Origin of the sequence: Glutamicibacter sp. NPDC088483, assembly GCF_044753145.1 — a bacterium.
In the GTDB taxonomy this organism is placed as follows: domain Bacteria; phylum Actinomycetota; class Actinomycetes; order Actinomycetales; family Micrococcaceae; genus Glutamicibacter.
Genome location: NZ_JBIVMP010000005.1, coordinates 286,758 through 311,051, shown reverse-complemented (window position 1 = coordinate 311,051; position 24,294 = coordinate 286,758). Strand labels below are relative to the sequence as shown.

The 24,294-nt window shown below is 60.5% G+C and carries 25 protein-coding genes; 9 read left to right on the top strand and 16 right to left on the bottom strand.

The window, feature by feature from the left end:
* Positions 1-12 precede the first annotated feature (12 nt).
* Entirely contained in the window at positions 13-771 is a 759-nt protein-coding gene (locus ACIP6G_RS12610; RefSeq protein ID WP_400290576.1) for a GntR family transcriptional regulator, read from the bottom strand.
* A 168-nt stretch (positions 772-939) separates the two neighbouring features.
* Between ACIP6G_RS12610 and ACIP6G_RS12605 the strand changes: the two genes are divergently transcribed.
* From ACIP6G_RS12605 to phnE, 4 genes are read left to right on the top strand one after another with little or no spacing between them, the layout of a single operon-like run.
* Positions 940-2,139: a TIGR03364 family FAD-dependent oxidoreductase gene (locus tag ACIP6G_RS12605; protein WP_400290405.1), complete on the top strand. Its 1,200-nt coding sequence runs from the start codon at positions 940-942 to the stop codon at positions 2,137-2,139.
* A gap of 29 nt (positions 2,140-2,168) precedes the next feature.
* The gene (locus ACIP6G_RS12600) at positions 2,169-3,089 is read left to right on the top strand and encodes a phosphate/phosphite/phosphonate ABC transporter substrate-binding protein (RefSeq protein ID WP_105658230.1); all 921 of its coding nucleotides are present in this window, start codon (positions 2,169-2,171) and stop codon (positions 3,087-3,089) included.
* A 2-nt stretch (positions 3,090-3,091) separates the two neighbouring features.
* The gene (locus tag ACIP6G_RS12595; protein WP_400290402.1) at positions 3,092-3,868 is read left to right on the top strand and encodes a phosphonate ABC transporter ATP-binding protein; all 777 of its coding nucleotides are present in this window, start codon (positions 3,092-3,094) and stop codon (positions 3,866-3,868) included.
* Positions 3,865-4,740, top strand: a complete 876-nt coding sequence (gene phnE, locus ACIP6G_RS12590) for a phosphonate ABC transporter, permease protein PhnE (protein WP_400290401.1) — start codon at positions 3,865-3,867, stop codon at positions 4,738-4,740. Before ACIP6G_RS12595 ends, phnE begins: the two co-directional genes overlap by 4 nt.
* 206 nt (positions 4,741-4,946) lie before the next feature.
* Here the strand turns inward: phnE and ACIP6G_RS12585 are convergent, their stop codons facing one another.
* Both ACIP6G_RS12585 and ACIP6G_RS12580 read right to left on the bottom strand, forming a co-directional pair.
* Positions 4,947-6,167 (bottom strand): MFS transporter, encoded by a 1,221-nt coding sequence (locus tag ACIP6G_RS12585; RefSeq protein WP_400290399.1) that lies wholly within the window; start codon positions 6,165-6,167, stop codon positions 4,947-4,949.
* Between the two features lie 95 nt (positions 6,168-6,262).
* Complete coding sequence (locus ACIP6G_RS12580; RefSeq protein ID WP_400290397.1) at positions 6,263-7,933, bottom strand: amidohydrolase; 1,671 nt, start codon at positions 7,931-7,933, stop codon at positions 6,263-6,265.
* A 304-nt stretch (positions 7,934-8,237) separates the two neighbouring features.
* On the opposite strand from ACIP6G_RS12580, the gene ACIP6G_RS12575 reads away from it, so the two are divergent.
* On the top strand, positions 8,238-8,969 hold the full coding sequence (locus ACIP6G_RS12575) for a type 1 glutamine amidotransferase domain-containing protein (RefSeq protein ID WP_133832988.1): 732 nt from the start codon (positions 8,238-8,240) through the stop codon (positions 8,967-8,969).
* 199 nt (positions 8,970-9,168) lie between these two features.
* On the opposite strand, the gene ACIP6G_RS12570 is transcribed toward ACIP6G_RS12575, so the two are convergent.
* The 11 genes from ACIP6G_RS12570 to truB form a co-directional block, all read right to left on the bottom strand.
* A complete protein-coding gene (locus tag ACIP6G_RS12570) occupies positions 9,169-9,726 on the bottom strand; it encodes a hypothetical protein (RefSeq protein ID WP_400290395.1) in 558 nt (185 codons plus the stop codon).
* A gap of 577 nt (positions 9,727-10,303) precedes the next feature.
* Positions 10,304-11,632, bottom strand: coding sequence for an LLM class flavin-dependent oxidoreductase (locus ACIP6G_RS12565; protein ID WP_400290393.1), 1,329 nt, complete (start codon positions 11,630-11,632; stop codon positions 10,304-10,306).
* A 29-nt stretch (positions 11,633-11,661) separates the two neighbouring features.
* The gene (locus tag ACIP6G_RS12560) at positions 11,662-12,504 is read right to left on the bottom strand and encodes an ABC transporter permease (RefSeq protein WP_105658236.1); all 843 of its coding nucleotides are present in this window, start codon (positions 12,502-12,504) and stop codon (positions 11,662-11,664) included.
* On the bottom strand, positions 12,501-13,349 hold the full coding sequence (locus ACIP6G_RS12555; RefSeq protein ID WP_105658237.1) for an ABC transporter ATP-binding protein: 849 nt from the start codon (positions 13,347-13,349) through the stop codon (positions 12,501-12,503). The genes ACIP6G_RS12560 and ACIP6G_RS12555 overlap by 4 nt, the downstream gene beginning before the upstream one ends.
* 6 nt (positions 13,350-13,355) lie before the next feature.
* On the bottom strand, positions 13,356-14,231 hold the full coding sequence (locus tag ACIP6G_RS12550; protein WP_400290389.1) for an ABC transporter substrate-binding protein: 876 nt from the start codon (positions 14,229-14,231) through the stop codon (positions 13,356-13,358).
* 627 nt (positions 14,232-14,858) lie between these two features.
* On the bottom strand, positions 14,859-15,128 hold the full coding sequence (rpsO, locus tag ACIP6G_RS12545) for a 30S ribosomal protein S15 (RefSeq protein ID WP_013348393.1): 270 nt from the start codon (positions 15,126-15,128) through the stop codon (positions 14,859-14,861).
* A 107-nt stretch (positions 15,129-15,235) separates the two neighbouring features.
* A complete protein-coding gene (locus ACIP6G_RS12540) occupies positions 15,236-16,021 on the bottom strand; it encodes a class I SAM-dependent methyltransferase (RefSeq protein ID WP_400290388.1) in 786 nt (261 codons plus the stop codon).
* A 5-nt stretch (positions 16,022-16,026) separates the two neighbouring features.
* Complete coding sequence (locus ACIP6G_RS12535) at positions 16,027-16,980, bottom strand: bifunctional riboflavin kinase/FAD synthetase (RefSeq protein ID WP_105657289.1); 954 nt, start codon at positions 16,978-16,980, stop codon at positions 16,027-16,029.
* Between the two features lie 64 nt (positions 16,981-17,044).
* Positions 17,045-17,512 carry a hypothetical protein gene (locus ACIP6G_RS12530; RefSeq protein WP_181148828.1) on the bottom strand — a complete coding sequence of 156 codons (468 nt, stop codon included), beginning with the start codon at positions 17,510-17,512 and terminating at the stop codon, positions 17,045-17,047.
* Positions 17,513-17,522: 10 nt separating this feature from the next.
* On the bottom strand, positions 17,523-17,885 hold the full coding sequence (locus ACIP6G_RS12525) for a hypothetical protein (RefSeq protein WP_400290386.1): 363 nt from the start codon (positions 17,883-17,885) through the stop codon (positions 17,523-17,525).
* Between the two features lie 17 nt (positions 17,886-17,902).
* Positions 17,903-18,826, bottom strand: coding sequence for a tRNA pseudouridine(55) synthase TruB (truB, locus tag ACIP6G_RS12520; RefSeq protein ID WP_105661834.1), 924 nt, complete (start codon positions 18,824-18,826; stop codon positions 17,903-17,905).
* Positions 18,827-19,106: 280 nt separating this feature from the next.
* On the opposite strand from truB, the gene ACIP6G_RS12515 reads away from it, so the two are divergent.
* The 4 genes from ACIP6G_RS12515 (at position 19,107) to ACIP6G_RS12500 (ending at position 23,047) form a co-directional block, all read left to right on the top strand.
* Entirely contained in the window at positions 19,107-19,769 is a 663-nt protein-coding gene (locus tag ACIP6G_RS12515; RefSeq protein WP_105657286.1) for a fasciclin domain-containing protein, read from the top strand.
* Positions 19,770-19,940: 171 nt separating this feature from the next.
* Positions 19,941-20,522 (top strand): ECF RNA polymerase sigma factor SigK, encoded by a 582-nt coding sequence (gene sigK / locus ACIP6G_RS12510; protein ID WP_286172043.1) that lies wholly within the window; start codon positions 19,941-19,943, stop codon positions 20,520-20,522.
* Positions 20,522-21,364 (top strand): anti-sigma factor domain-containing protein, encoded by an 843-nt coding sequence (locus ACIP6G_RS12505; protein ID WP_400290384.1) that lies wholly within the window; start codon positions 20,522-20,524, stop codon positions 21,362-21,364. Before sigK ends, ACIP6G_RS12505 begins: the two co-directional genes overlap by 1 nt.
* Positions 21,365-21,562: 198 nt before the next feature.
* Positions 21,563-23,047 carry a molybdopterin-dependent oxidoreductase gene (locus ACIP6G_RS12500; protein WP_400290574.1) on the top strand — a complete coding sequence of 495 codons (1,485 nt, stop codon included), beginning with the start codon at positions 21,563-21,565 and terminating at the stop codon, positions 23,045-23,047.
* An 89-nt stretch (positions 23,048-23,136) separates the two neighbouring features.
* On the opposite strand, the gene ACIP6G_RS12495 is transcribed toward ACIP6G_RS12500, so the two are convergent.
* Both ACIP6G_RS12495 and rbfA read right to left on the bottom strand, forming a co-directional pair.
* Positions 23,137-23,583, bottom strand: a complete 447-nt coding sequence (locus ACIP6G_RS12495) for a YdeI/OmpD-associated family protein (protein WP_400290382.1) — start codon at positions 23,581-23,583, stop codon at positions 23,137-23,139.
* Positions 23,584-23,771: 188 nt separating this feature from the next.
* Positions 23,772-24,206 (bottom strand): 30S ribosome-binding factor RbfA, encoded by a 435-nt coding sequence (gene rbfA, locus ACIP6G_RS12490; RefSeq protein ID WP_105657282.1) that lies wholly within the window; start codon positions 24,204-24,206, stop codon positions 23,772-23,774.
* Positions 24,207-24,294 lie beyond the last annotated feature (88 nt).

The window sequence follows — 24,294 nt, the reverse complement described above, 5'->3', positions numbered from 1 at the left end:
GTGTTTTCCTGTTCAGATAGCAATGCTTCGCACACGGCTCAATGAGGCGCGATGCTCGCTGGTGTTTTCAATGGTGAAGTTGGCCAGATCCGGCAAATACCGATCATCGGAGTACTCAAGTTTCTGCCCCGATTTGGAGGAAGTCACGCGCCGTTCGCGCAGGAGCGGGGCGCCGAGCCGGACACCCAGCAGCTGCGCGTCCAGTTCATCGGCCGCCACCGCGTCGATGGTGTGCTTGCCTCGGTAGAGGTCTACGCCTTGCTCCCGCAGGTACTCGAAAATCGAACCGTCATCCGCATCGAATTCGAAGAGCAGCCGACCGACTTCTTGGGTAAAGCTAGTCCGCTCCAGCATCGCCGGGCTCCCATCGAGCAAGCGCAGGCGCAGGATCTGCACCACCTTGGCACCTTCTTCGAGTTCGAGCTGCTCGGCCACGAGGGCATCGGCCGGGCGCTGCGCCAATTCCCGCGTTTCCTGTCCAGCCTCCAATCCGATGGAGCGCGCCCAATCAGTAAAGGACATGAAGGTGGTAAACGATTGGGATTGCACCTGTTGCGCCACGATTGGCGGCTTGCCTTGTCCCCCCGCAATGAGGCCCTCCGAACGCAACTGGGCGAGCGCATGCCGGACCGTGCCACGCGAGGCATTGGCGCGGGCACAGAGTTCTGCCTCGCTGGGCAGGACATCTCCTTCGTGCCATGTGCCAGCCGCTATTTCCTGCCGCAACCAGGTGGTGAGGGCTTGGTACTTGGGTTGCTTCTTGTTCTCCATCACCTCTTGATCATACAAGTGGTTTTATTGTGAAATCAGCGATTCACAAGACATTCCAGTGAACGGAAAGTGAATAGACGGACCCCATTCTGAACTCTAGGCAAACTTGTTCAAACAAGTGCCATTTTGGGTTGAATCCGCTCATCCCGGGCATGGATGATCACTGTCGTGAGCAACGAAAAAAATTTCCCGCAGACCCGGCCAGTCGCCAACCACGCAGATGTGCTGGTGATCGGCGCCGGCATTGTCGGCCTGGCCCATGCCGCTCGAGCCCTGGACGCCGGCCTCTCGGTAATCGTCATTGAACGTGACCATGAGGCCATCGGCGCATCGGTCCGCAACTTCGGCCACTGCTGCATCACCGCGCAGTCCGGCGAACTCTACGACCTGGCGCAGTCAGGACGTCCCTTGTGGCTTGACTACGCTGAACGCGCTGGCTTCTGGGCCGTTGAATCGGGAGCTGTCGTGGTGGCCTCGACAGAAACGGAATTGCAGGTCCTGCGCGAACTGTCCGCACGCCGCGAAACCGGGCAGGTCGAGATGCTCAACGCGCAGGACATCGCAGAACAGCTCGGACGCGAAAGCACCGAAGGATTCCTCGGCGGCGCGTTCCTGCGTGATGACCTGCGCGTCGACCCGCGCACCACGGTGGCCAAGCTGGCCCAGTGGGTCAACGCCCATGTTGCTGGCAACGTCCAGTTCAGCACCAGCGCCTTGGGATTCGGTGCCGGCCGGCATCGCCGGGCCAGCGTGCAAACTAATCGCGGCGCCTTCGAAGCCGACCAGGTTTTCGTTTGCGTCGGCCACGACGTGGACTACCTCTTCCCGCAGATCGCGCAGGAGCACCAGATCACCCGGTGCGCGCTGCAGATGCTCCGCGCAGAAGCTTCCGAAGACCTGGAATTGAAGCCGGCCGTCCTCACCGCCACCTCCATGCTGCGCTACGAGGCCTTCACCGAAGTGCCAGCAGCCAAGGCCCTGCAGGCTGAAGTTCTCGCCGAGCACCCGGAGCTGCTGGATATCCAGGCGAATGTCATGTTCACCCAAAGGCCCGACGGCACCCTGCTCATGGGAGATTCGCACAGCTACGCCGCAACCCAAGCTCCCTTCCTCAAGGAAGCGACCTCGCAAACATTGTTCTCGGCCATCGGGGGCTACATGAGTGGCACCGAGCTGAAAGTCATTGAACGCTGGCAAGGAATCTATGCCTCCAGCGCTATCGGCCCCTTGCTCATCCGCAATGCCGCCGACGCCATTACCGTCGTCTCCGTGACCGCCGGAGTCGGAATGACCCTGTCCTTCGGCCTGGCCGACAAGAACATCAAAAACCTCGCCAAGCCGGCCATGGCTTCGTCGATCACCGCCTAGCTTAGCTACACCACGCATTGGAGCAAACCATGAAGATCTCTCAGGCATTTAAATTCTCTGCCGTCTCGCTGGGCCTGCTGGCCCTCACCGCTTGCGGGTCCGCCCAGGCGGATGAGCAGGCCGACTCCGCTGCCCCCGCGTTCTGCGCCGATGGGCCCATCAATTTCGGCATCGAGCCCTACGAAGCACCAGCCAAGCTCGAACCGGCGTACGGCGTGCTCGCCGACGCATTGGAGCGCGAGCTCGGATGCGAAGTCGAGGTCCAAGTTGTCGAGGACTACGCCGCAGAGGTACTGGCAATGCGCAATGGAAAACTGGATCTTGGCCAGTTCGGTCCCGTGGGATACGTGTTCGCCAGCCAGCAGGCCGGCGCTGAACCGCTCGTGTCCTTCGGGACCGCCCAAGGCGAGCTCAGCACCTACACCGGTGGCATCTGGGTTGCGAAGGATTCAGAAATCAAGACCCTCGAAGACCTGCGCGGAAAGGACTTCGCACTTGGCGGCGTGGGCTCAACCTCCGGAGATGTCCTGCCGCGCTACGCGCTGAAGACTGCCGGCATTGCCGAGTCCGAAGTCAACTTGAACTACGCAGGAGGGCATCCTGAATCACTGCTGGCCTTGGCCAACGGAACTGTCGACGCCGCCCAGCTCAACTCGCAGACCCAGGCGGTTGCCGAAGAAGAAGGTACCTTCAACCCGGAAGACTACCGCCAGATCTGGACCTCGGAACCCATCCCGAATGACCCGATCACCATCAGCGCCGATGCCGACCCGGAACTGAAGAAAGCCGTTAAGCACGCGCTGCTGAACCTGCCGGAGGAAGATATCGCCCAGGTAGGAGCTTTCCTGGATGTGACCCCTCCGGGCCCATTGCTGGAAGTCACCAAGGAAACCTACGGCCCGCTGTTCGACCTGGCTTCCGAAATGGGCCTCACCGAGGACGATATCTAACCATGGACACCACGCAATTGCCCCGTCCGGCCCTCTCGGTGAAGTCCCTGGCCAAGTCCTTCAACCAGCGCCGCGTGCTTGATGACGTCGATTTCACCGTCAACCGCGGCGAGCTCGTGGCCTTTCTGGGTGCCAACGGCTCCGGAAAATCCACCACCCTCAAGTGCGTCGCGGGATTGGCCACGCCGGATTCGGGAAGCATCGAATTGGATGGCATCCACCTGGCCGATCTCCATGGCCGCGATCTAGCCCGTGCGCGATCCCGGGCAGCCATGGTGTTCCAGAAGATCCATCTGGTGCCCCGCCGCACAGCACTGGACAATGTCTGCGCAGGCGCCCTGGCCCGTGTCACCGGCTTGGCCTCATTCTCCCCCGCTTTCTTCTCCCGCGAACTGCGGGAAGAAGCAATGGCCTGCCTGGACCGGGTTGGCATGGCCGACCGCGCCCTGGACAAGGTCGGGCGCCTTTCTGGCGGACAGCAGCAGCGCGTAGCCGTCGCCAGGGCCCTGTGCCAGCGCGCGTCGGTGCTGCTTGCCGATGAGCCGGTTTCTGCTCTGGACCCGCATGCGGCCGAGAACATCATGGAATTGCTCGCTACCTTGGCGCACGACGAAAACCTTGCAGTCGCCGCGGTTCTGCACCAGCCAGAGCTTGCACAACGCTACGCAGACCGGGCGATCGGGTTGCTGCATGGACGTATCGCCTTCAACGGTCCGGTCCAGAATCTCGGCGACGACTTCTTGGACGTTCTCTACTCTCCCGAGAGGATTGCAGCATGAGCCTCCATACCCGGACTCGCATCAAGGAGCAGGCAGTGGAAAGCACTTCGCAAATGATCGCTGGAAAATCCGCCCCAGCACTGCCCAGGGACCCGCACAAGGCCGCCCGGCGTACCCTTTGGATTACCGCAGTTGCAGTGATTGCCGCCCTTCATCTGCTGGCCATCGCGGGAACTGATTTTGATCCGGCGCTGCTCGTGGAAGGCTGGCGCGGGATGGCACGATTCATCAGCGACGCATTCCCGCCGGATCTGAGCTGGGACAAAGTCATACTTCCTGGCTTGGAGGCAACGCTGGTCACCTTGTGGATCGGCTTGCTGGGTACGACCTTCTCCATTCCTACGGCCTTGGTGCTCGCTGTGCTCGCATGCCGCACCACGACGCCGCATCCGCTGGCCTACCAAGCAGCACGCAGCATCTTGTCCTTCTTCCGCGCGGTACCGGATATCGTCTTTGCGCTCATCTTCGTCACCGCCGTGGGCTTGGGTCCCTTCGCAGGTGTGCTGGCGCTGATCTGCCACAACACGGGAGTGATGGGAAAGCTCTGGGCCGAGTCCCTGGAAGAAACCGATCAGGGCCCGCAGGAAGCGCTGTCCACCACCGGCGCATCACGGGTTCAGCAGCTTACCCATGGCGCACTGCCGCTGGTGATCCCGCAGTTCGTTGGCTTGCTCTTGTACCGCTTCGACGTCAACGTCCGATCGTCACTGGTCCTGGGCCTGGTCGGTGCTGGCGGCATCGGCTTGCTCATCAACCAGGCGATCAAGTCGTTCCAGTTCGATACGATGCTTACGCACATCATCATCGTGCTGATTCTGATCATCGTCGTTGACCAGGCGTCCGGATTCATCCGCCGCAAGCTGGCAGTCTAGCGCCTCGCCAATCGGAAAAGCGCGCCTGGGCCCCAGCGGGTGTCCGTGAACCTTACAGGATCGAGGACACCGGCTGGGGCTTCATGGCGCTCTGGGCGAATCGTTGTGGTCCCTGAACATGCCTCGGCACCTTTACCAGCGGCGCAGGTCCTGGAAAGTCGTTGTTTTCCACTGGTTGGCATGTGCCGGTGGTGGACCGTGCACTGCTATTCAGGAATTCCCATTGGAGCGACGCGCTGGGGCAAGCCGTGCTGATGGCGGCCCTGGACGAGAACCACGCAGGTCATGGACAGCAGCACTCCGACACTGCAGGCGACGAGAAGCACGCCAAAGCCGCTGGCAGCCTCGATGAGCATGCCGCCCAGAACTGGTCCAAGCGCGAACCCGGTGCCGATCATCAAGTTCGTGGAATTCATCAGGTGGCCGCTGGAGTCCAGGTCGGAGACCGTGGCCAGCAAGTAGGGCAGGATGAAGGTCCAGGAGAATTTGAAGATGATCGCCGCGGCCGCGAACTGCACGGCTCCGCTCAACCCGAACAGCAAGCCGATGGACAGCAGCATCGCCAGATAACCGAGAATGAGGAACAGCGGGCGGCGCGGATGGTCGCCCAGGAATGTGGCCAGCAAGGAGGAAGCAATTCCCGGGACTGTCGCAACAGCGAGAATCAGGCTCGTCGTACTCAAATTGATCTGCGCGGACGCCGCGAATTGCCCCATGAACGACCACACCCCGCTCAACGCTACGTAGAAAAGCATTACCGCCGCCAGGGCCAGAAACGCCTTGGATCTCGGGGCCGGCCGGTGCCCGTAGTTGGCACTATCGGCAGCCGGGTCAGCGGTGCTTCCCAACAGCACGTTGCCATCGATGCGGTGCGCAACCGCCATGCAGCACAGGGCTAGCCCAGCCATGGTCCAGTAGATCGCAGACACCGCGGAATCCGCGAAGAGCACCGGGAAGAGCGCCAGAATCACGGCGCCCATGACCAGCTGGGCCGCAACGAATAACCCATAGGCCCGTCCTGGGTTCGCGCTCCTGCCGCTCAAGCTCAGGATCACCACGGTGATCGAGCCAGCAGCCAGGGACGTCACAATGCGGCACACCGCCAAGAGCGCGTAGTTGTCCGCAAAGCCCGAGACCACATTTCCGGCCACGGCAACCAGCGTGAAGACACGAGTTGCCGTCACGAGGTTGACGCGCTTGAGCCACAGATAGGCGGGGATAGTCGCCAAGCTGAAGGCCCCGAGCTCCATGGACAGCAGCCCGCCTACTTGGGTAGCCGTCAGGCCGAATTGCGCCACCAGCTTGGAGGCGATCACCGGTGCGGTCAGCAGCACCATGTACAGCACCGCGCTGTAGGCACCGATGTAGATGTAGGTTCCGCGGTCGCCGCCTGTTTTTGTGCGCGCGCCAGCCAGTATCGAGTCCATGGCTTTCCTTCGAGACAGCGGCGAGTTGCCGCGGGTAAATGATGATGCTCCGGCCGATACCCTGGCCGGCTGAGAACAACGTGCTGGGCAGGCGATTAGCGCACCGGCACGCTCGAGGATCCGAGTCGGTCGTAGACCTTTTGCCCGCTGAACCAGGTCTGCTGTGCAGTGATCTGCGGCAGCTCTTCGAGTTGCACCTCAAACGGGTCTGCCGAGAGCATGATGAAGTCAGCGGACTTACCGATTTCCAGCGACCCGGTCAGGTCATCCAGTCCCATCGCTTTGGCGCAATTGATCGTGTAGATGCGCAAGGCATCCGCCAAGGTCACGGCTTCTTCCTCCCAGAGCGTTCCGGGGAAAGCTCCGGTAGGATCCTTGCGGGTGACCAGACCGTAGATTCCTTCCCATGCGTTCGGGGAAACGCTCACCGGCCAGTCCGAGCCGCCGGCAACTAGCGCCCCGATGGCCAGCAAGGTCTTGTTCGGGTGCATCTTGGATGCCCGGTCGGCGGGAAGGACGAGTTTCATGGCTTCGGTAATCACCCCGGGGAACCACAGTGACGGCGAGATATCCGCGGTGACTCCCAGTTCTGCAAAGCGCGGCAGGTCATCCGGGTGAATGAACTGGCCGTGGGCGATATGGTATTTCGGGTCGCCCAGACCTGCATCGCGCACCTTTTGGACTGTGTCCAGGACCAGGCGCACCGAAGCATCGCCGGTGCAGTGGATCTTCGCGGAAATGCCCCGCCGCGCCGTGCTCATCAGCCAGCCCTCGAGTTCTTCTGGAGGCATTGTGGTGTTGCCGCAATGGCATTCAGGGAATCCCGCACCCTCCAGATACGGTTCGATGAAGGCTCCGGTCCCTGCCGGCGGAACGCCATCAAGGAAGATCTTGATGAAATCCGGGCGGTGATGAGTTGACCTGGTTTGCTCGCGCTCGGCAATGATCCCCTCGCCCAGCGGATGGGTCCCGAAAATGAAGTCATTGGCCTGCATGCTGGAAACCACCCAGGCGTGCAGATTCCCGGATTCATCGAGTTCTTTCAGGGCCTGCATGAGTTGCAAGGAGGCGGCAGCATCCTGGAAACCGGTGATGCCGTAAGAATGCAGTATTTCCATGCCCCGCGATGCCGCTTCGGCCAACTGCCAAGTCGGCGTGGGGCTCAGTGATTCGCGGACCTGTTCGACAATGACCCCGCCGGCTTCCAGCAGCACGCCGGTGGCTCGGCCTTCGGCATCCCGCATGATTTCCCCGCCTTCGGGGTGAGGGGTCGCGCCGGTGATGCCCGCAAGCTCCAAGGCATGGCTGTTCACCCATCGGTTGTGCTTAGCATCATCCTTGAGCAAGGCCGGCCGGCCGCCGGTGGCCTGATCCAGCCGCGCCAGTGCCTGGGGCGTATTGATCTCGCTCAACAGGCCCGAACCCCAGCTGCCACCGATGACCCACTGGTCCGCAGCCAGCTTATCCGACCAGACCGCGACTGCCTCCAGGAACTCGTCCAGGTTGAGAGTTGGCGGAACGTTGAGCTCGAACAGGTCCATCTGCCCGGCAAGCATGTGATGATTGTGCACGTCCATCAGCCCGGGCATGATCGTGGCCCCGTCCAGATCGATAATTTCCATTTCCGGCCCACGCAGCGCCAGCGCATCCTCTCCGAGCGCGACAATCTTTCCTGCGCGGACGGCCATCGCATTGACTATGCGTTCATGCGGATCCAGCGTATGGATGGTGCCGTTGACCAAGAGAAGGCTAGGGGCGGTGTTCACGAGTGCAATCCTTTCGAAAGATACCAATCCGGGATGGCTCTCCAAGGTTCAAGAAGTGATGCACGGCATATCCCGGCCGGTGCATTCATTCTCGCAAAGTCCGCCCCAAGGGCGTTGGCTTTAAGCGCATGCTTAGTTGGCAACGCACGCCAAACTCGCTCCGGGGCTAGAAACAGGAGCCACGTCCCACTTGTTCTCCCTCCGGAGCACGATTCCGGAAAGCAAACTGGCAACTTGCGCATCGCCCTTGCGACAGCCTGCCTGTTGTACAAGGGTGGAAGGACGAATGCGAAAGGAGCACACCTTGAAGAAAATCCTCATGGTCCTGACCAGCGTTTCCGAAATCGGTAATGACAAGGAACCTACCGGATACAACGTCGCCGAGGCCGCACATCCATGGAAGGTGTTCCGGGATTCCGGGCACTTCGTCGACTTCGCTTCCATTAAAGGCGGACAGCCCCCGCGCGACACAGTGGACCAGGACGACCCGGTCCAGGTCCAGTTCACCCAGGACGAAACGACCCGTGCCGGCTTGTACAACACCGCAAGGGTTGAAGTCGTCGACCCCGAACAGTACGACGCCGTGTACCTCGTGGGAGGCCACGGCACCATGTGGGACTTCCCCAATAATGAGGGCCTGCAAAAGCTGGTCGGCGCTATCTACAACAAGGGCGGCGTTGTCGGTGCAGTCTGCCACGGCCCGGCCGGTCTGCTCGATGTCGAGCTGCATCATGGTTTGAAACTCTTAAGTGGCAAAACCGTTGCAGCATTCACCAACGATGAAGAAGTGGCCGTAGGCAAGGATAAGATCATTCCGTTCTTCCTGGCCGACAAGCTCACCGAGCAAGGCGCCACGCATATCGCCGCCGATAACTTCGAAGAGAATGTACAAGTCTCCGAACGCCTGGTCACCGGACAGAACCCAGCTTCCGCCGCAGGTGTCGCCAAGGAAATGGAAAAGCTCTTGGCCGAAGTGATCCACCAGGAGAAGGCCGCTGAAGCCGCAGCCGCCGAGTCCGAGGCCGAGGCACAATGAGCTAAGTCGTAACCCAGCCCGAAATCTCATAAAAAACGCTTGGATCCGTGTAGCTTCGCGGATCCAAGCGTTTTCGACTTCTACTGGACTTTGTATGACGCATTCCGTACTCCATGCAACGCCATGCACCCCTTGCCGAAAGCGTGGCTGGTGATGCAAGCAGCTTGGAAAGTGTCTCGGATTGACCCGACAATACTCGTCAATCGATTGGGTCTGGTTCGCAACCTGGCCGTCCCTGCATCGCAAAAGCCTTCTCATACAGAATGGCGCTCTCATCCGGCCAGCCTGGATCTCGCGGAACGACACCGGTAGCAGCCCAGAGCGTCTCCCTTAGCCACTGTGCGAATCCAGCTACACGGAAGTTGCCTACAGCGCCTGCATCCCCTTCAGCATGCTCAAGCAAGACAATTGCTCGCCTCATCCCACCGAGCTCGTCCTGAATGACGTTCCACAGCTCTTCATCCTTAGTGAACACAACGTCGTAGCTGTCTTCATCTTCTTCGGGAGGCCATTCCATCATTTCGCGTTCAACCGGCAAGGACCGGGAAGCAAGGAGCTCTGGGTCGGAAATATCGTAGGCTGCAACTACACGTGCCGAGTCTACATATTCATCGATGAGGTTGCCGGCGAACCTGGAGTAGTCGAAGGTCTTGCCACCCAACGAGGTGAGAAGTGCTGCAGCTTCCGACACGCGTGGAGCAGCGCCAACCCCGTAGTGTGCACGAGCAGCCTGCAAGAGTTCTTGGTAGTCAGTCATAGTTCCCCAATTCAAGCACTATTGGTACCGCCAACAGTAGCTTGCGGCACCAATGCTTCGTGCAAGTTCTTTCCCAGGTCGAGCTTCCGCAGAAGAGATGAACGTCAGGGGTCCGCTTGTTGGGGTGGAAGTGCCACATGTACCCTTCTTGCCTCCTCCACTGATTTCGGGTCCAACTGGCGCCTTGCCGTCCTTAGTAGCTGCAGCTAATGATTTTGCTTTGTTCCTGGAAAGCGCCCAAACGCCGTTGCCCTTCTTGCCACGGGTGACAGCCTTGGTTTTGGCCAGGGTCTTGGCGCTGATGAAGCTCTTATTGCTCTTGCGCGATGCCGGGTAGTAATCGCGCTACTTCGATTTGCTTTTCACCAGCTGCTGCCCGTGGTGGGAGCCCTGTCGAATCAACTTCGTGCGGCTCCCCTCGCCAGTACTTTCCTTGCGGTTTCTCCATGCTGATCGCCCAAGGCATTCCCGGAGGACGCAGCTGAACCAGCAACCGGTATCCGCCGGGGCCTGATCCCACCGGCAACCGAAGGACGAGAGCAATGGCTCTCGTCCTTCGGTACACGACTATCAGGCTCTAGAATGCCAAGTCCAAGCGATTATTTGCCGGTACTGGCAACCCGTAGTTTCCGCGAAGCGTACTCTGCTCGTATTCGGTACGGAAAAGCTTGCGCTGCTGCAAAATCGGGACTACCTGCTCCGTGAATACTTCGAGACCTGCCGGCAAGACCGGAGCCATGATATTAAATCCATCGGCCGCTCCGGCTTTGAACCAGTACTCGATCCGGTCCGCCAGCTGCTCCGGCGTACCCGAGAACGTCTGGTGTCCCCGGCCAGGACCTAGCTCCCGGATGATCTGGCGAACTGTGAGCTTCCTTCGGTAACCCAAATCCAAGATGAGATCCCTTCGGGAGGTGGATTTCTCCTTGGCCACGGTATTCTCCAGCTCGGCGGGAAGTTCTCGGTCCAGTTCAAGGATTGCCGGCTCCACATGCAACTGCTGGGCCAACGTATTCCTGGCGTATTCCGGCAGAATGAGCTCATCCAGGGAATCCGCCAATTCATTGGCTTCGGCTTCCGTGGAACCAAGGATGGGAACAATTCCTGGAAGGACTTTGACCGAATGCGCTGCTCGGCCGTTACCTGCTGCCTTGTCCTTGATTTCCTGGTAGAAGTCCCTGGCAGACTCAAATGATTGGTGAGCGGTGAAAATGGCTTCAGCCCATCGCCCGGCGAATTCCTTGCCGGCGGCCGAAGCTCCCGCCTGGACGATCACCGGATGCCCCTGGGGCGACCGCGGGACATTGAGCGCTCCAGCAACCTGGAAGTGCTCCCCGATGTGGGCCGCGGAGTGTATCTTGCCCGGATCCGCCCAGATCCCGCTTCCCTTGTCAGCAACGACTGCATCCGGCTCCCAGGAGTCCCAGAGCTTCTTCACCACCTCCAGGAATTCCTCGGCGCGACGGTATCGTTGCGAGCTGTCTAATTGGGCGGATTGGGAGAAATTCCTCGCCGCTGCATCGCCTGCTGTGGTGACGACGTTCCAGCCCGCACGCCCATTGCTGATCACATCCAGGCTTGCAAAGCGGCGGGCAAGATTATAGGGGTCGTTGTAGCTGGTTGATGCGGTCGCTATCAGCCCAATGTGCCGGGTCAACGGGGCGATGGCAGAAAGCACTGTCACAGGGTCGAGGATTCCTGCAGGTCGTTGGGCGACCGGCCCTTGAAGCACTGGGCCGTCTGCGAAGAAGATCGCGTCGAGCTTCGCTTTCTCGGCCAGCTGCGCCAAACGGATGTAGTGGCCGATGTCCGTTCCGGCAAGAGGGTCGCTCAGCGGCAGGCGCCACGAGGATTCATGATGCCCGGTAGTCATCAAGAACGCGTTGAGAGTCAAAGTTCGTGTCATGGTTGTAGTCCCTTCGGTAGGAAGATTGTCTAGGCGCGAGCCCAGCGCGAGAAGTGGCGCTCCAGCGCTACAAGTGCTGCGTTGACCGTGAACCCTAGGATGGCGACAGTGAGTATGGCTGCGTACATTTTCGGGATCAGGAAACTGGCTTGCGAATTGGTGATCAGGAAGCCCAGTCCAGCCTTGGCGCCGATCATTTCGGCGGCGATGAGCACCAGCACGGACGACGTTCCTGCCATCCGGACGCCGGTAAAGATGATGGGTACGGACGAGGGCAGGACAACTTTCGCGAAGATCTCGTAGCTGGTGAGCCCCAAGGTTTTTGCCGCCCTGATCAGCAAGGGATCTACGCTGCGTGCTCCAAGGATCGTGTTGAGAAGCACCGGGAAGAACGCCGCGTAGACGACAATCGATACCTTGGATACTTCGCCAATACCGAGAAGGAGCGTGAAGACCGGAAGCAACGCCAAGGCCGCGGTATTTCGGAATACCTCCAGCAACGGGTTGAGGAAATCGCCGACTTTCGAGAACCACGCGACGACCAATCCGACGGGCACGCCGATGAGGACAGCGAGCGTGAATCCTACGGCCGCCCGGCCCAGGCTTGCCAGGATGTGCGTGCCCAGATCCCCTGAGGCAATCATCTTCCCCAGTGCCTGCAGTACTTCATGCAAGGGAGGAAGAAAGACCCGGGATGATGGTTCCAGGACGAATTGCGGGACAAGCTCCCACACCAGGAGAAAACCGATGATCGCACCCGAACGGTACAGCGTTGACCGCAGTCTTCCGGCCAAACGCAGGAAAGGAGAAGGCCGATTTGACTCCCCGGTGGAGCCCTGCAGGCGCTGGTCCGGTACGGCTAAGGTGCTCATGCTGGTACTCCTGGAGAAACGAGCGACTTGTGGCTCACCGGCGATTTGCCGGCACTGGGAGCGGACTCGTGAAGCAGCGTCCAGATGCGATGGCGGTAATCGCTGAATTGGGGAGCCGAGCGGATGTCATCAACACTGTGGCGCCCGTCGAGTTCAATGTTGATGATCTCCTTGATTCGTCCGGGTTTGGAGGACATCACCGCTACCCGCTGCCCCAGGTACACGGCTTCTTCGATGCCGTGCGTAATGAAGACAATCGTGGTTCGGGTGCGACTCCAGATATCTAGCAGCAAGTCCTGGAGTTGTTCGCGTGTTTGGGCATCCAGGGCGGCGAACGGCTCATCCATCAGCAGCACCTTGGGTTCATGGGCCAAGGCACGGGCTATGGCCACGCGTTGACGCATGCCGCCGGATAGTTCATGGGGGTACTTGTCTTCCACACCCTGCAGGCCAACGAGTCGCAGATATTCGTTAGCGCGGATCCGCCTTCCCGATTTGTCCAGTCCCCGACCGCGACGGGCCTGGCTCTCCAGCCCCACCTCGACATTGGCCACTGCCGTGAGCCATGGGAAGAGCGCGTATTGCTGGAAGACTACTGAACGTTCCAGGCTGGGACCGGAAACCGGCTCGCCATCAACGAGAACTTCGCCCGAAGTTGGCGCGGCCAACCCGGCCAAGATATCCAGAAGAGTGGATTTGCCGCATCCGCTGGGGCCGACAAGGGTGAAGAATTCTCCGTCCTGGATCCGGAGATCCAGTGATTCAATGGCCGTGACGGCAGTATCTTCACTCGATCCGGAGCGGAGGAATTTCTTGCCCAAGTTCTTGATCTCAATGGTAGACATGCGCGATTACTGCCCTTCGTTTGCGACGTCGTTGAATTCGTTGGTGTAGTACTCGCTGGGGGTGATTTCTCCTTCGATAATCCCCGCATCGTTGAGCCATTGCGCCCATCTGCTGAAGTCCTCGTCTTCGATGGCTGCGTGTTCGCCCAAGCCATAGCCGTTGAAGTACTGCAGGGCTTCAACGTCGTCTCCGCGATCCCTGGATTCAACGATTGCGGTGAATCTCTTGATGACCTCTTCGCGCGGATGCGTCGAAGCCCAGTCCGCTGCTTTGGCAATGCCAGTGGCCAGGGAATGCGCTGCTTCAGGGTATTGAGCGATGAAATCATCCCGAAGGACGTACTCTCCGGCATCAAAGTTGCTGAAGACTTCCGTGTCCCTGAAAACTTCTCGCAAGCCGCCTTGCTTCACTGCATGCACTTGGGAAGCCCCGGAAAGAGCGCCAACGTCGACCTGATGGGTGCGAACAGCTTGTGCGGTGTCGGTAGGTGGCAAAACGACCAGCTGCACCTGCTCGATCTCTTGCGGCGTCAGGCCTTCGGATTTCAGATAGCTGCTAACGACCGCTTCAGAATGAGCGCCCAAAGTATTGACTGCAATTGTCTTGCCAATGAGGTCCCTCGGTTCTTCGATGCCGCTGTCTTCGCTCGTGTAGAACCCGACAAAGTAGTCTGCATTGGAACCATAGGATGAGACCACCGCGGTGACAGGCGATCCAGCTTCCTGCAGCTTCACCACTGCTCCGGAGAACGCGCTGCCGATCTCGGTGGCACCGGTGGCCGTGTTCTGGATCGCCGAGGGCCCGCTGGAGTTGTTGCCAACCCATTCCAAGGACACACCGTCAAGGTAGCCCAGGTCTTCAGCCAGCTCCGGAAGGATCACGGTATTGGCGCTTCCTTCGTAGCGGACGGTTATTGTGCCGTCAGGGTTCTCAAGATCCGTGCCGTGAGCTGACGCAGTGCATGAGGCTAAAAAGAACGCTGCTGCCGTCAGCCCCGCCGCCGTGCCCATGCTACGAAAGTTCAACCGTTTGAAATTATTCATCCCTGTTCCCCTCTATTTCGCGCTTTTTCCGTGCTTGGTAGCCATGCAACCACTTCGGCGGCGCCTCGGAAAGGGCATGGAAAACTGGAGAAACGAGAAGAAACCTGAGGTCAAAGTGACCTTCAGGTTTCGGAAAATGTCGCGGGATGGCTCATTAGCCTTAGCCCAACGGTACGTGGCTCCACAGGAAGGTCAGATACCGAGATATTCGGGGCGGAATTTAATCCGGGGAAACCTTAGCGAGTGCGTCCAAGGTCGCTCCGACGCCTGTTCCGTCATGTGCTTGCCTGCGGGATGAGCTTGGGAGAGCAGGAATTCATCCGATTCTTGCCTCTGTCGATTACTGATCTTGATTCGTGCCGGCAAATAGCGAACACATGAACGGCGTTGCCAAGGTCCGGAGGCAAAGAAAAATCCCCGACTCCTGAAGCGGAGACGGGGAATTTCTTGCTCTGAAGCAGAGGACTACTTGCGCAGGCCCAGACGCTCGATCAGCGAACGGTAACGCTCGATGTCGGTGTTCTTCAGGTAGCCGAGCATACGACGACGACGACCAACCAGAGCCATCAGGCCACGGCGGGTGTGGTGATCATGCTTGTGCATCTTCAGGTGCTCGGTCAGGTCCGAAATACGGCGGGACATGACGGCAATCTGAACCTCAGGCGAACCGGTGTCACCCTCGTGGGTAGCGTAAGCCTTGATGATTTCGTTCTTGATAGTGGCATCCAATGCCATAACAAACTCCTAGAGTTGGACCGCGTTCATAAGTCGGTGCGAACGTCGAGACGCTCACGGCGGAAACTCGCAACCGCGGACTGCAGCGAGAACCATCGTCAATCATATCACCGACGGGTGCGCCGGCGGGACCTCCAGGCATGGGTGAGATAGGGCACCTGCACCTTTGCGTCCTGCTCGTGCCCCAGATGCTCCTGCCAATACCAGGCCAAGTTCGCTTCCACCTTGGCGCGGGTAGTCTCTGAAGACTTGCGGTAGTAGCTGCGGGATTTGGTCAGCTCGACGATCTCGTGAAAATCCAGTTCCATGGACCAATGCCAGATGCCATGCTCCGCCTTCTGGAACTGCGGTCCCAACGGCGGCTCCAGCTCGGGCCGGTGCACATCGCCGGCATGCATGATGCGTGCCAAGCGGTGAACCCAGGGAATGGCGACATCCAGCTGATTCCACAGCAGGGTGAGCCAACCGCCATCATGGAGCAATCGGGCCGCTTCGGCACTGGCTTGAGGGTGGTCCACCCAGTGCCATGCCTGGGCATAGGTCACCAGGCCAGCGCTATCGGCCTCCAAGCCGGTCGCTTCACCTGCGGCGCAGGTTACCTCGACCGCTGGCAGCCGCTTGGACAGGACCGAGAGCATTTCTGCCGATGGGTCTACGGCCCTGACTTCCAGGCCTGCACCGATGAGCTGTTCGGTGAAGATCCCCGAACCGCAACCGATGTCAATGGCACTCACCGGTCGGTGCTGCAGCGTGAATTCCAAGGCTTCCTGCGGATAGGAAGGACGGATCTTGTCATAGCTTTCAGCGTCGGCTTGGAAAGCGGAAGCTAATTCGTCGCGGCGCTGGGCGCCCACGACGAAGGCCCGCTGCGGCAATGATGGTATCTCAGCCATGATTCCTAGTGGCGTTCTATAGCCAGCACCGCACGGGCCTGGTCAACGTCCTCGGTCATCTGCTCAATGAGGGCTTCGATGCCGCGGTAGGCAACCATCGGACGCAGGTGGGAAATGAACTCAACGACAATCTGCTGTCCGTACAGATCGAAATCTTCCACGCCTTCTTCGGGGCGGTCAATCACGTGGGCTTCAACCACTCGGGAGACGCCATCGAAGGTGGGGTTCGACCCGACGGAAATTGCTGCTGGCCAACGCACCTCGGCCTCGTCGATCACCCAGCCGGCATAGACCCCATCGGCGGGGATGATGCCAGTGGCTTCGGTGTCCAGATTCGCGGTGGGAAATCCCAGCTCGCGCCCACGGGCATGGCCATGGACTACTTCACCGCGCATGCGATGCGGCCGGCCGAGGATCGCGGCGGCAGCTTCGACATTGCCGGCGGCTAGTTCTTCACGGACCCAGGTCGAGGACAAGCGGCGCTTGTCCCCTACGTCTTCGACACCTATGACTTCAAAACCGTATTTGGTGCCCAGTTCCTGCATGTAGCTGAAGTCCCCGGAATTGCCGCGGCCAAAACGCACATCATGCCCGACCACAACGGCCACGGCATTCAGCTTCTCTACGATGATGGAGCGAACGAACTCTTCAGCGCTCTGGTCCGCGAATTCCAGGGTGTAGTGGATCATCAGCGTGGCATCCAGGCCAACGCTGGCCAAGGTGTCCACGCGGTCAGCCAGACCCATGATCAATTCAGGAGCATCATCGGGACGGTGCACCAGCGCCGGGTGCGGGTCGAAAGTGATCGCTACCGATTGAGCCGAGCGTGCTTTGGCCTGCGCGACAGCTGCATCCAGCACCTCGCAATGGCCCAGGTGGACACCATCAAAGTTGCCAATGGTCACGACAGTGGGAGCCATATCCGCGGGGACGGCATCCAAGCCCTTCCAATAGTGCACTTTGCTCCTTCAGAAATTCTGCTGCGGTGGATGGAAAACCCACCGTGGTAATTCTTGCACGTCTTTAGGCGTGACGCTCATTACGGTTACGGTACAGCCACCACAAGCCGACAATCGGCAGCACCAGTGGAACGTAGCCGTATCCTTCGCCGAAACCGCTCCACACCGATGGATGGGCGAAGTCTTCGGGGTGGGTCAGCGACAAGATGCCGACCACGATCACGCCTGCCAATTCAACGGCTACCGCCCAGAGCGAAACCAGCCAGGCACCACGCTTGGCTGAAGACAGCGAGAATGTGGCAAGGATATAGACCAGGCCAGAAAACAGCGACAGGCTGTAGGCTATCGGCGCTTCGTCGAATTTGCTCATGATCTGGTACACCGCGCGCACGCTCGCCGCCAGGGCGAGGATGCCGTACACGGCAATGATCACCCGGCCCAGTCCGGTGGACCGGCTTGGCTTGGGGGCCTTATTGGTGCTGCGCGCCTGAGCGGCCTGCATGATTCGCGAATTTCGCGGCTTTTCACCCATGTGAGTACTCCTACTGCCAGATCTGTTCCATGCGGAACACCATTACGAAGGTGACGGCGGCCGACGCGGCCAGCACGGCGTTGGACCAACGGCTCTTCTCGCTGATCGCCCAGAAGAAGGCCACCGGCGGCATGATCAGCGCTGTGATGAAGTAGCCCCAGAATTCCACCGGGTCGCCTTGCACCGCATTTCCCCCGACCTGGCGGATCGCGGCCGCGATGCCGTAGGCAATCAGGAAAAGCTCGGTGGCCAACGCACCGATCAGCGCCCAGTCATCCGGGTGCTTGCGGATAGCGGTTGCGATAACTGCCACCAGCAATGCCAGTGCGCAGACCACCGCTCCGGCGATGAAGAATCCATTGACGGCAATCAAGCCAGTTCCTTTCGGGATTACTTAGCGGTGAAGACCAAGGCCGTACGCGCCTTGTCGCCCTTGTCTTCCAGCAGTGCGACCAGCACGCCATTGGGAGCGAAAGCCGCAACGGTCTGGCCTTCGGCAATGTCCATGCCCAGATGCGAGGCGGGGATGGTGCGGCCGAAAGACAATTCCACGGCTTCGTCGACGCTGACCGTGCGGTTCGGGAACAGCGCGGCAGCAGCCTTTTCGATTGGGAGAATCTCGAATTCCCCGGCCAGCTGCTCCAGGGTGCGGGTGAGCTCGATCTTGTATGGGCCCACCTCGGTACGGCGCAGCGCCGTCAGGTGCCCGCCAACGTTCAATGCTTCGCCCAGGTCGCGGGCCAACGCCCGGATGTAGGTTCCAGAAGAGCACGATACCGTGACGTCGACGTCGAGGATCTTGCCGCCGTTTTCGCGGCGCACCTCATGGATCTCGAACCGCGAAATGGTGACCGGGCGGGCCTTGAGTTCTACCTGTTCGCCAGCGCGCACGCGAGCGTAGGAACGCTTGCCATCGACCTTGATGGCCGAGACCGAGCTCGGGATCTGCTCGATGTCTCCGCGCAGCTGGGCGATCTCGCGCTCGATGTCTTCGTCGCTGACCGCTGCGGCGATGCGCTCGGAAATGATTTCGCCTTCGGCATCGTCCGTGACGGTGTTCTGCCCCAGCCGGATGGTGGCGGTATAGGTCTTGTCGTGGCCGACGATGTAGGTCAGCAGCCGGGTTGCCTTGTTCACGCCGATAACCAGCACGCCGGTGGCCATGGGGTCCAGGGTGCCGGCGTGGCCGACTTTTCGAGTCCCTGCAAGTCTGCGGATGCGACCGACCACATCATGGGAGGTCATTCCCTGCTCTTTGTCGACTAATACGAGGCCTGAGGCCTGCTCTTGCGTGTTCTGCCCGGCTTTACTCACGCCTTCCAGTATATGGCTTGTGCAGAGAATAAGGCTGTCGCTGGTTCCAAGCGTGGCAGATCCCACTTGCAGCCTATTTCCATGAGCCGGCAATGCTCCGGGACCGGGCCCGCCAGCCCGCGGATCCGGCAGCTTCACGGCCTGCCAGCAAGACGCAAAAAAAATTTCCAAGAGAATCCAATCCGTCGGGCAACCTGCCCCGAATGCTCATTGACAACCTGATCCGCACGGACAGGAAAAGGACCGACGACATCAGTCGCGGCGAAGCAAGGAGAAAATCATGAAGCGCACATACAGCAAAGTCGCTGGAGCATTCGGGCTCATCGCAGTCGCCGCCATGGGACTGAGCGCCTGCTCGACCGGTTCGGAAACCATGGAATCGCCCACGGCGTCCGCCTCGGAAAGCAGCTCGCCCATGGCCAGCGAATCGGCAATGGATCCAGCAAGCAATCTTGTGGGCAAGGGTTGCGCGGCCTACGCCGAAGCAGTCCCGACCGGTGATGGCTCGGTAGCCGGAATGGCCCAGGATCCAGTGGCCGTCGCTGCCTCGAACAACCCGCTGCTGACCACCCTGACTTCTGCAGTCTCCGGTGAGCTGAATCCTGATGTCGATCTCGTCGATACCCTCAATGGCGGCGAATTCACCGTCTTCGCACCGGTTGACGACGCCTTCGCGGCAATCCCGAAGGATGACCTGTCCGCAGTTGCCAAGGATGCCGACACCCTGACCAGCATCCTGACCTACCACGTCGTTTCCGGCCAGATTGCACCAGATGATCTTCCCGGAACCCACGCAACGGTCCAGGGCGAAGAGGTGGAAGTCACCGGTAGCGGCGACGATCTGGAAGTCAACGGGGCTTCGGTCATCTGCGGCGGCGTGCAGACCGCCAACGCAACCGTGTACCTGGTGGACACCGTCCTGATGCCACCGGCAAAGAAGTAGTATCGCCAGAATCATCAAGGCCGCTGGCATGAAGGTGGTGCATGGAATACCTTCCAGGCATCACCTTCGCCGGTGCAACGGGAACCTGGTTCCCTTGGACGGATCTTTTCGCAAAACGCCACGCCACAGCAGATAGCCGCTTAGCCACAGATGCATGAGACCCTAGGATTCATGAGTTCCAATAGACTCGATGCCATGGAAGACGATTCCGTGAAAACGCCAGACGTCCTGCTGCAACAGGTCGCGCTGGGAGATGAATCTGCCTTCGAATCGCTCTATGATGCCATGGCTTCACGGGTCTTCGGACTCGTGCTGCGGGTGCTTCGCGATAATGCACAGAGCGAAGAAGTCACCCAGGAAGTGTTTGTCGAAGCGTGGCAACAGGCAAGGCGCTTTGATCCGACGCGTGGCACGGCAGCATCATGGCTGCTGACTATTGCCCACCGCCGGGCCGTCGACCGGGTGCGAGCAAGCCAAGCGAGCCAGGACCGGGATTTGCGCGTTGGAATCAAGGAATTCCAGGACAGCTACGACGACGTGGAAGAGAATGCCATCTTGCACGACGAGACCATGCGCGTAGCCCAAGCCCTGCAGCGGCTCACCGCCCCGCAACGCGAGGCGATACACCTGGCCTACTTCGGCGGATACACCCACACGGAAGTCGCAGAGCTGCTGAAAATACCGGTGGGAACCGCGAAAACGCGAATACGCGATGGAATGGGCAAACTTCGAGAACTGATGGGAGCGGCGTAATGGACAAGCACGAGAACGAGCTGACCGACAGCTTCGCCCTGGATGCTCTGGAAGACAAGGAACGCGAAGCCCTCCAGCATGGGGGTCCCGACTCTGCCCTGGCACGCCGGGAACTGGATGCCCTGCAGGAAACTGCTGGACTGCTCGGCTTGTCAGCGCAACCGGTCAATCCTCCGGCCCGGCTGAAGAACAACATCATGGCCGCTATCCGCACTACCGAGCAATTGGCACCTGTGCAGGAGACGGCCCTCGATCACGACGGCGTCCAGGCACAGGACCCAATAGCTCCTGCTGAACCAGCTGCTCCTGCTGAACGGGAAACCGAAACCACTGCAACGCACCAGGCCCCGCAACCTGGCGCAGAACGCGGCCCGCAGCGCTTCTTCGCCTTGGCCGCCGGCGTCCTGCTGCTGGCAGCGGTGGCCCTGGGCGGCTTGGCCATCAACCAGAATTCCCAGCAGCGCGAGCTGGAAAGCCAGATGGCCGCCATGGCCTCGCATCAAGAAGAGCTCAGCCGGATCCTGGCTGCCCCGGATGCCAAGTCGAAAACGCAGACACTGGACGACGGCGCGCGAATCACGCTGTCCTATTCTGCCGACGAAGGCCTGATGGCGGTGTCCACCTCGGGCATGCCAGCCCTGTCCAGCGACAAGGGCTACGAGCTGTGGCTGATCTCGGCAGAAGGGGCGGTTCCTGCGGGAATGCTCACCGGCGGTGATGCCAACGGCATGATCATGGTTTCGGATCCAATGAAGGGCATCACGCACTTCGGGATCACGGTCGAGCCGGCCACCGGCTCCCCTGCCCCTACAACAGACCCCATCATGGTCCAATCGCTGTGAGCGTGCGGAAGTTCTTGTAGCCTGTTCCAATCCGCAATGCTGCCCGTTCCGAAAACACTGTGAGAAGTTGTTCCCCTGCATTCTGCAGGGGAACATGGACCGCAACGCATGAGGTGAGTGGCAGTGGGCATTTGGCAGAAGCGCAGCAGCAGTAAACTCGTATTCCACGCGGTGGCTGGAATTTGCTCGGCCGCAATCATGTTTGCCGTGGCCCAATTCGCCTCGGCATTTTTCAACAATGCATCCTCGCCGTTTTTCGCGCTGGGTTCAGCCATTATCGACCTGACTCCCCCATGGCTCAAGGACTTCGCCATCGCGACCTTCGGGACCAATGACAAGTTGGCGTTATTCATTTCCATCGGTGCAGCCGCCGCAGTCCTGGCGGCGATGATCGGCCTGATCGCCAAGCGAAGTTTTGCGCTGGCCTGCACGGCCATCATCGGCTTGGCCGTACTGCTCTCCAGTGCCGTGGCCGCTCGTGCTTCCACCAGCCTGCTGGATATCATCCCGACGGTACTGGGCGCGATCGCCGGTATCGGGCTTCTGCAGTGGCTGACCCGGCTGGCTGTGGCCGCGGCCCCAAGGCAGGACGAGGGCGCCAACGCGACGGGTCCAAGCCGCAGGAAGTTCTTGATAGGCGCAGCCCTGTCCCTGGCCGCCGCGGCCGTCTCCACCGGTGTTTCCACCTCGCTGTCGGCATCGCGGAATATGGCCGCCGCCGCACGCAAGGCCTTGCGCCTGCCTGCGGCCCGGACCAAGGCGGAACCCCTGCCCGAAGGTGTGCAGGTAGAAGTAGCGGACATGCCCCGCTTCGTGACTCCCAACCAGGATTTCTACCGCATCGATACCGCGCTTTCGGTGCCGCAGATCGACCCGAACCAGTGGTCGCTGCGCGTGCACGGCATGGTGGAGAAGGAATTCACCGTGAACTTCGACGAGCTGCTGGGCGAAGAACTCGTGGAAACCTATCTGACGCTCACTTGCGTGTCGAATCCCGTCGGTGGCGATCTGGTAGGCAACGCGAAATGGCTGGGCTACCCGCTGCGTAAGCTGCTGGAGCGCGCGGTTCCGCAGGCCGGCGCGGATATGGTGCTTTCGACTTCGCACGACGGTTTCAGTGCCTCCACCCCGCTCCAAGCGCTCACCGACGACCGGATGGCTTTGCTGGCCATCGGCATGAACGGCGAGCCGCTGCCTTTCGAGCATGGTTTCCCGGTGCGCATGGTGGTTCCAGGTCTCTACGGCTACGTGTCGGCCACCAAATGGGTGGTCGATTTGGAAGTGACGCGGTTCCAAGACAAGGCGGCCTACTGGACTACTCGCGGCTGGTCCGAACGCGGTCCAATCAAGATGTCTTCCCGCATCGATACCCCTCGCCCGTTCGCCCAGGTGCCTGCCGGAGAAGTCGTCTTGGGCGGAACTGCATGGGCGCAGACCCGGGGCATTTCGCGTGTGCAGGTGCAGATCGACGACGGACCGTGGGCAGATGCCCAACTGGCGACCGAAGCCTCGCTGGATACCTGGCGGCAGTGGCGCTTCGTATGGAAGGACGCAGCACCCGGAACGCACTCGGCAACCGTCCGCGCCTATGATGCACAGGGCACGCTGCAGACCAGCGAGAAAGCCAACCCGGTGCCCAATGGCGCCAGCGGCTGGCAGCGCCTGCAATTCACCGTGCAGTAGCTCCGGGGCACCGGTGGGTTGCTCACGCTGCTGCCGACTGCGACCGGGGCTGGCTGGCCTGCTGGCTCAGCGGGCATGGCCCCGGCAGGCTAGTGGCTGCGCAGCGTCTTGATGACCTTCTCGACCCGGCGCGTCCTGGTGTCCTCGCCGCGGGCAGCCACGATGGGGTCCACGTGGCCGCGCTGCTTGCTGTAGGACAGCTTGTTCCAAGCGTCCAGCAGCTCTGGCTCGGCGGAGAGCAGCACGGCCAGCGGTTCGGGGATTTCGACGGTGCGCGGTTCCTCGTCCAGTTCGAGTCTCACGCTGATTTCATCGCCCGCACCCTTGCCCGTGGCAGCACGGGTCTCGGAGCTGAAGGAAATGAGGAACTGCCCGTGCATGGAGGAAATGCTGTTCCGGTACGTGTAGTCCCCGTCAATGCACACGATGACCGGTACGCGCTTGCCGCGGCCGAATCCGAGCACGATGCCATCGGGAACCACGATGCCCACGTTGTTCCCGCCGGTTGCGCTCAATGTTGTGGTGAATTCTGGCATGTGCTGCACCTTTGGTCGGATCCGGCGGTTTCTGATCACGCTATCCCACCACCTTCCCGGCGACCAGCCTTCGGCAGGGATTCGCGCTTCGCTGTGAGGGTAATCGAGGCCAACGCACAACGCCCCGGCCAGCACGCAATGCGTGCTGGCCGGGGCGTTGGTCCAGTCAGGATGAAGCCCAGAAGCCCTTAGGCTTCTTCGGCGTCCTCGTCCTTCTTGTACGGGTCCTGGTCTCCGGCGAAGTCCTTGCCTTCGCGCAGAGCTGCAACCTCGGCGTCCTTCTCGCGGGCCTTGGCCAACAATTCCTCCAGGTGCGAGGCACCCTCGGGGATTTCGTCGGCGACGAATGCCAGCGTTGGGGTCAGGCGGATGGTCAGATTGCGGCCCAATTCCTTGCGCAGGGCACCGCCACGCTTTTCCAGCATGGTGGCGATGTCCTTCTTCATCTCGTCATCGCCAAAGACGGTGTAGTACACCGTAGCGTGCTGCAGGTCGTTGGTGACGCGAGCGTCGGTCACGGTGACGTTGTCAATGCGCTCGTCCTTGATGACGTTGCGCAGCGACTGGGCCATGAGGACCTGTACGCGCTTAGCCAGGCGTGCGGCGCGGGCTGAATCAGCCATGGTTTTCTCCTAATGGTTCAAAACTCGTGGGCGCTTGACCAAAGCTTATCGGTCAAACGCCCACGAATCAGTGAGTCACACTGCTAAT

Bases quoted from the DNA above. Each gene is read 5' to 3' on its own strand.
- ACIP6G_RS12610 (WP_400290576.1), bottom strand. From the start codon at position 771: ATGGAGAACAAGAAGCAACCCAAGTACCAAGCCCTCACCACCTGGTTG.
- ACIP6G_RS12600 (WP_105658230.1), top strand. From the start codon at position 2,169: ATGAAGATCTCTCAGGCATTTAAATTCTCTGCCGTCTCGCTGGGCCTG.
- ACIP6G_RS12595 (WP_400290402.1), top strand. From the start codon at position 3,092: ATGGACACCACGCAATTGCCCCGTCCGGCCCTCTCGGTGAAGTCCCTG.
- phnE (WP_400290401.1), top strand. From the start codon at position 3,865: ATGAGCCTCCATACCCGGACTCGCATCAAGGAGCAGGCAGTGGAAAGC.
- ACIP6G_RS12585 (WP_400290399.1), bottom strand. From the start codon at position 6,167: ATGGACTCGATACTGGCTGGCGCGCGCACAAAAACAGGCGGCGACCGC.
- ACIP6G_RS12570 (WP_400290395.1), bottom strand. From the start codon at position 9,726: ATGACTGACTACCAAGAACTCTTGCAGGCTGCTCGTGCACACTACGGG.
- ACIP6G_RS12565 (WP_400290393.1), bottom strand. From the start codon at position 11,632: ATGACACGAACTTTGACTCTCAACGCGTTCTTGATGACTACCGGGCAT.
- ACIP6G_RS12560 (WP_105658236.1), bottom strand. From the start codon at position 12,504: ATGAGCACCTTAGCCGTACCGGACCAGCGCCTGCAGGGCTCCACCGGG.
- ACIP6G_RS12555 (WP_105658237.1), bottom strand. From the start codon at position 13,349: ATGTCTACCATTGAGATCAAGAACTTGGGCAAGAAATTCCTCCGCTCC.
- rpsO (WP_013348393.1), bottom strand. From the start codon at position 15,128: ATGGCATTGGATGCCACTATCAAGAACGAAATCATCAAGGCTTACGCT.
- ACIP6G_RS12540 (WP_400290388.1), bottom strand. From the start codon at position 16,021: ATGGCTGAGATACCATCATTGCCGCAGCGGGCCTTCGTCGTGGGCGCC.
- ACIP6G_RS12530 (WP_181148828.1), bottom strand. From the start codon at position 17,512: ATGGGTGAAAAGCCGCGAAATTCGCGAATCATGCAGGCCGCTCAGGCG.
- ACIP6G_RS12515 (WP_105657286.1), top strand. From the start codon at position 19,107: ATGAAGCGCACATACAGCAAAGTCGCTGGAGCATTCGGGCTCATCGCA.
- sigK (WP_286172043.1), top strand. From the start codon at position 19,941: ATGAGTTCCAATAGACTCGATGCCATGGAAGACGATTCCGTGAAAACG.
- ACIP6G_RS12505 (WP_400290384.1), top strand. From the start codon at position 20,522: ATGGACAAGCACGAGAACGAGCTGACCGACAGCTTCGCCCTGGATGCT.
- ACIP6G_RS12500 (WP_400290574.1), top strand. From the start codon at position 21,563: ATGTTTGCCGTGGCCCAATTCGCCTCGGCATTTTTCAACAATGCATCC.
- ACIP6G_RS12495 (WP_400290382.1), bottom strand. From the start codon at position 23,583: ATGCCAGAATTCACCACAACATTGAGCGCAACCGGCGGGAACAACGTG.
- rbfA (WP_105657282.1), bottom strand. From the start codon at position 24,206: ATGGCTGATTCAGCCCGCGCCGCACGCCTGGCTAAGCGCGTACAGGTC.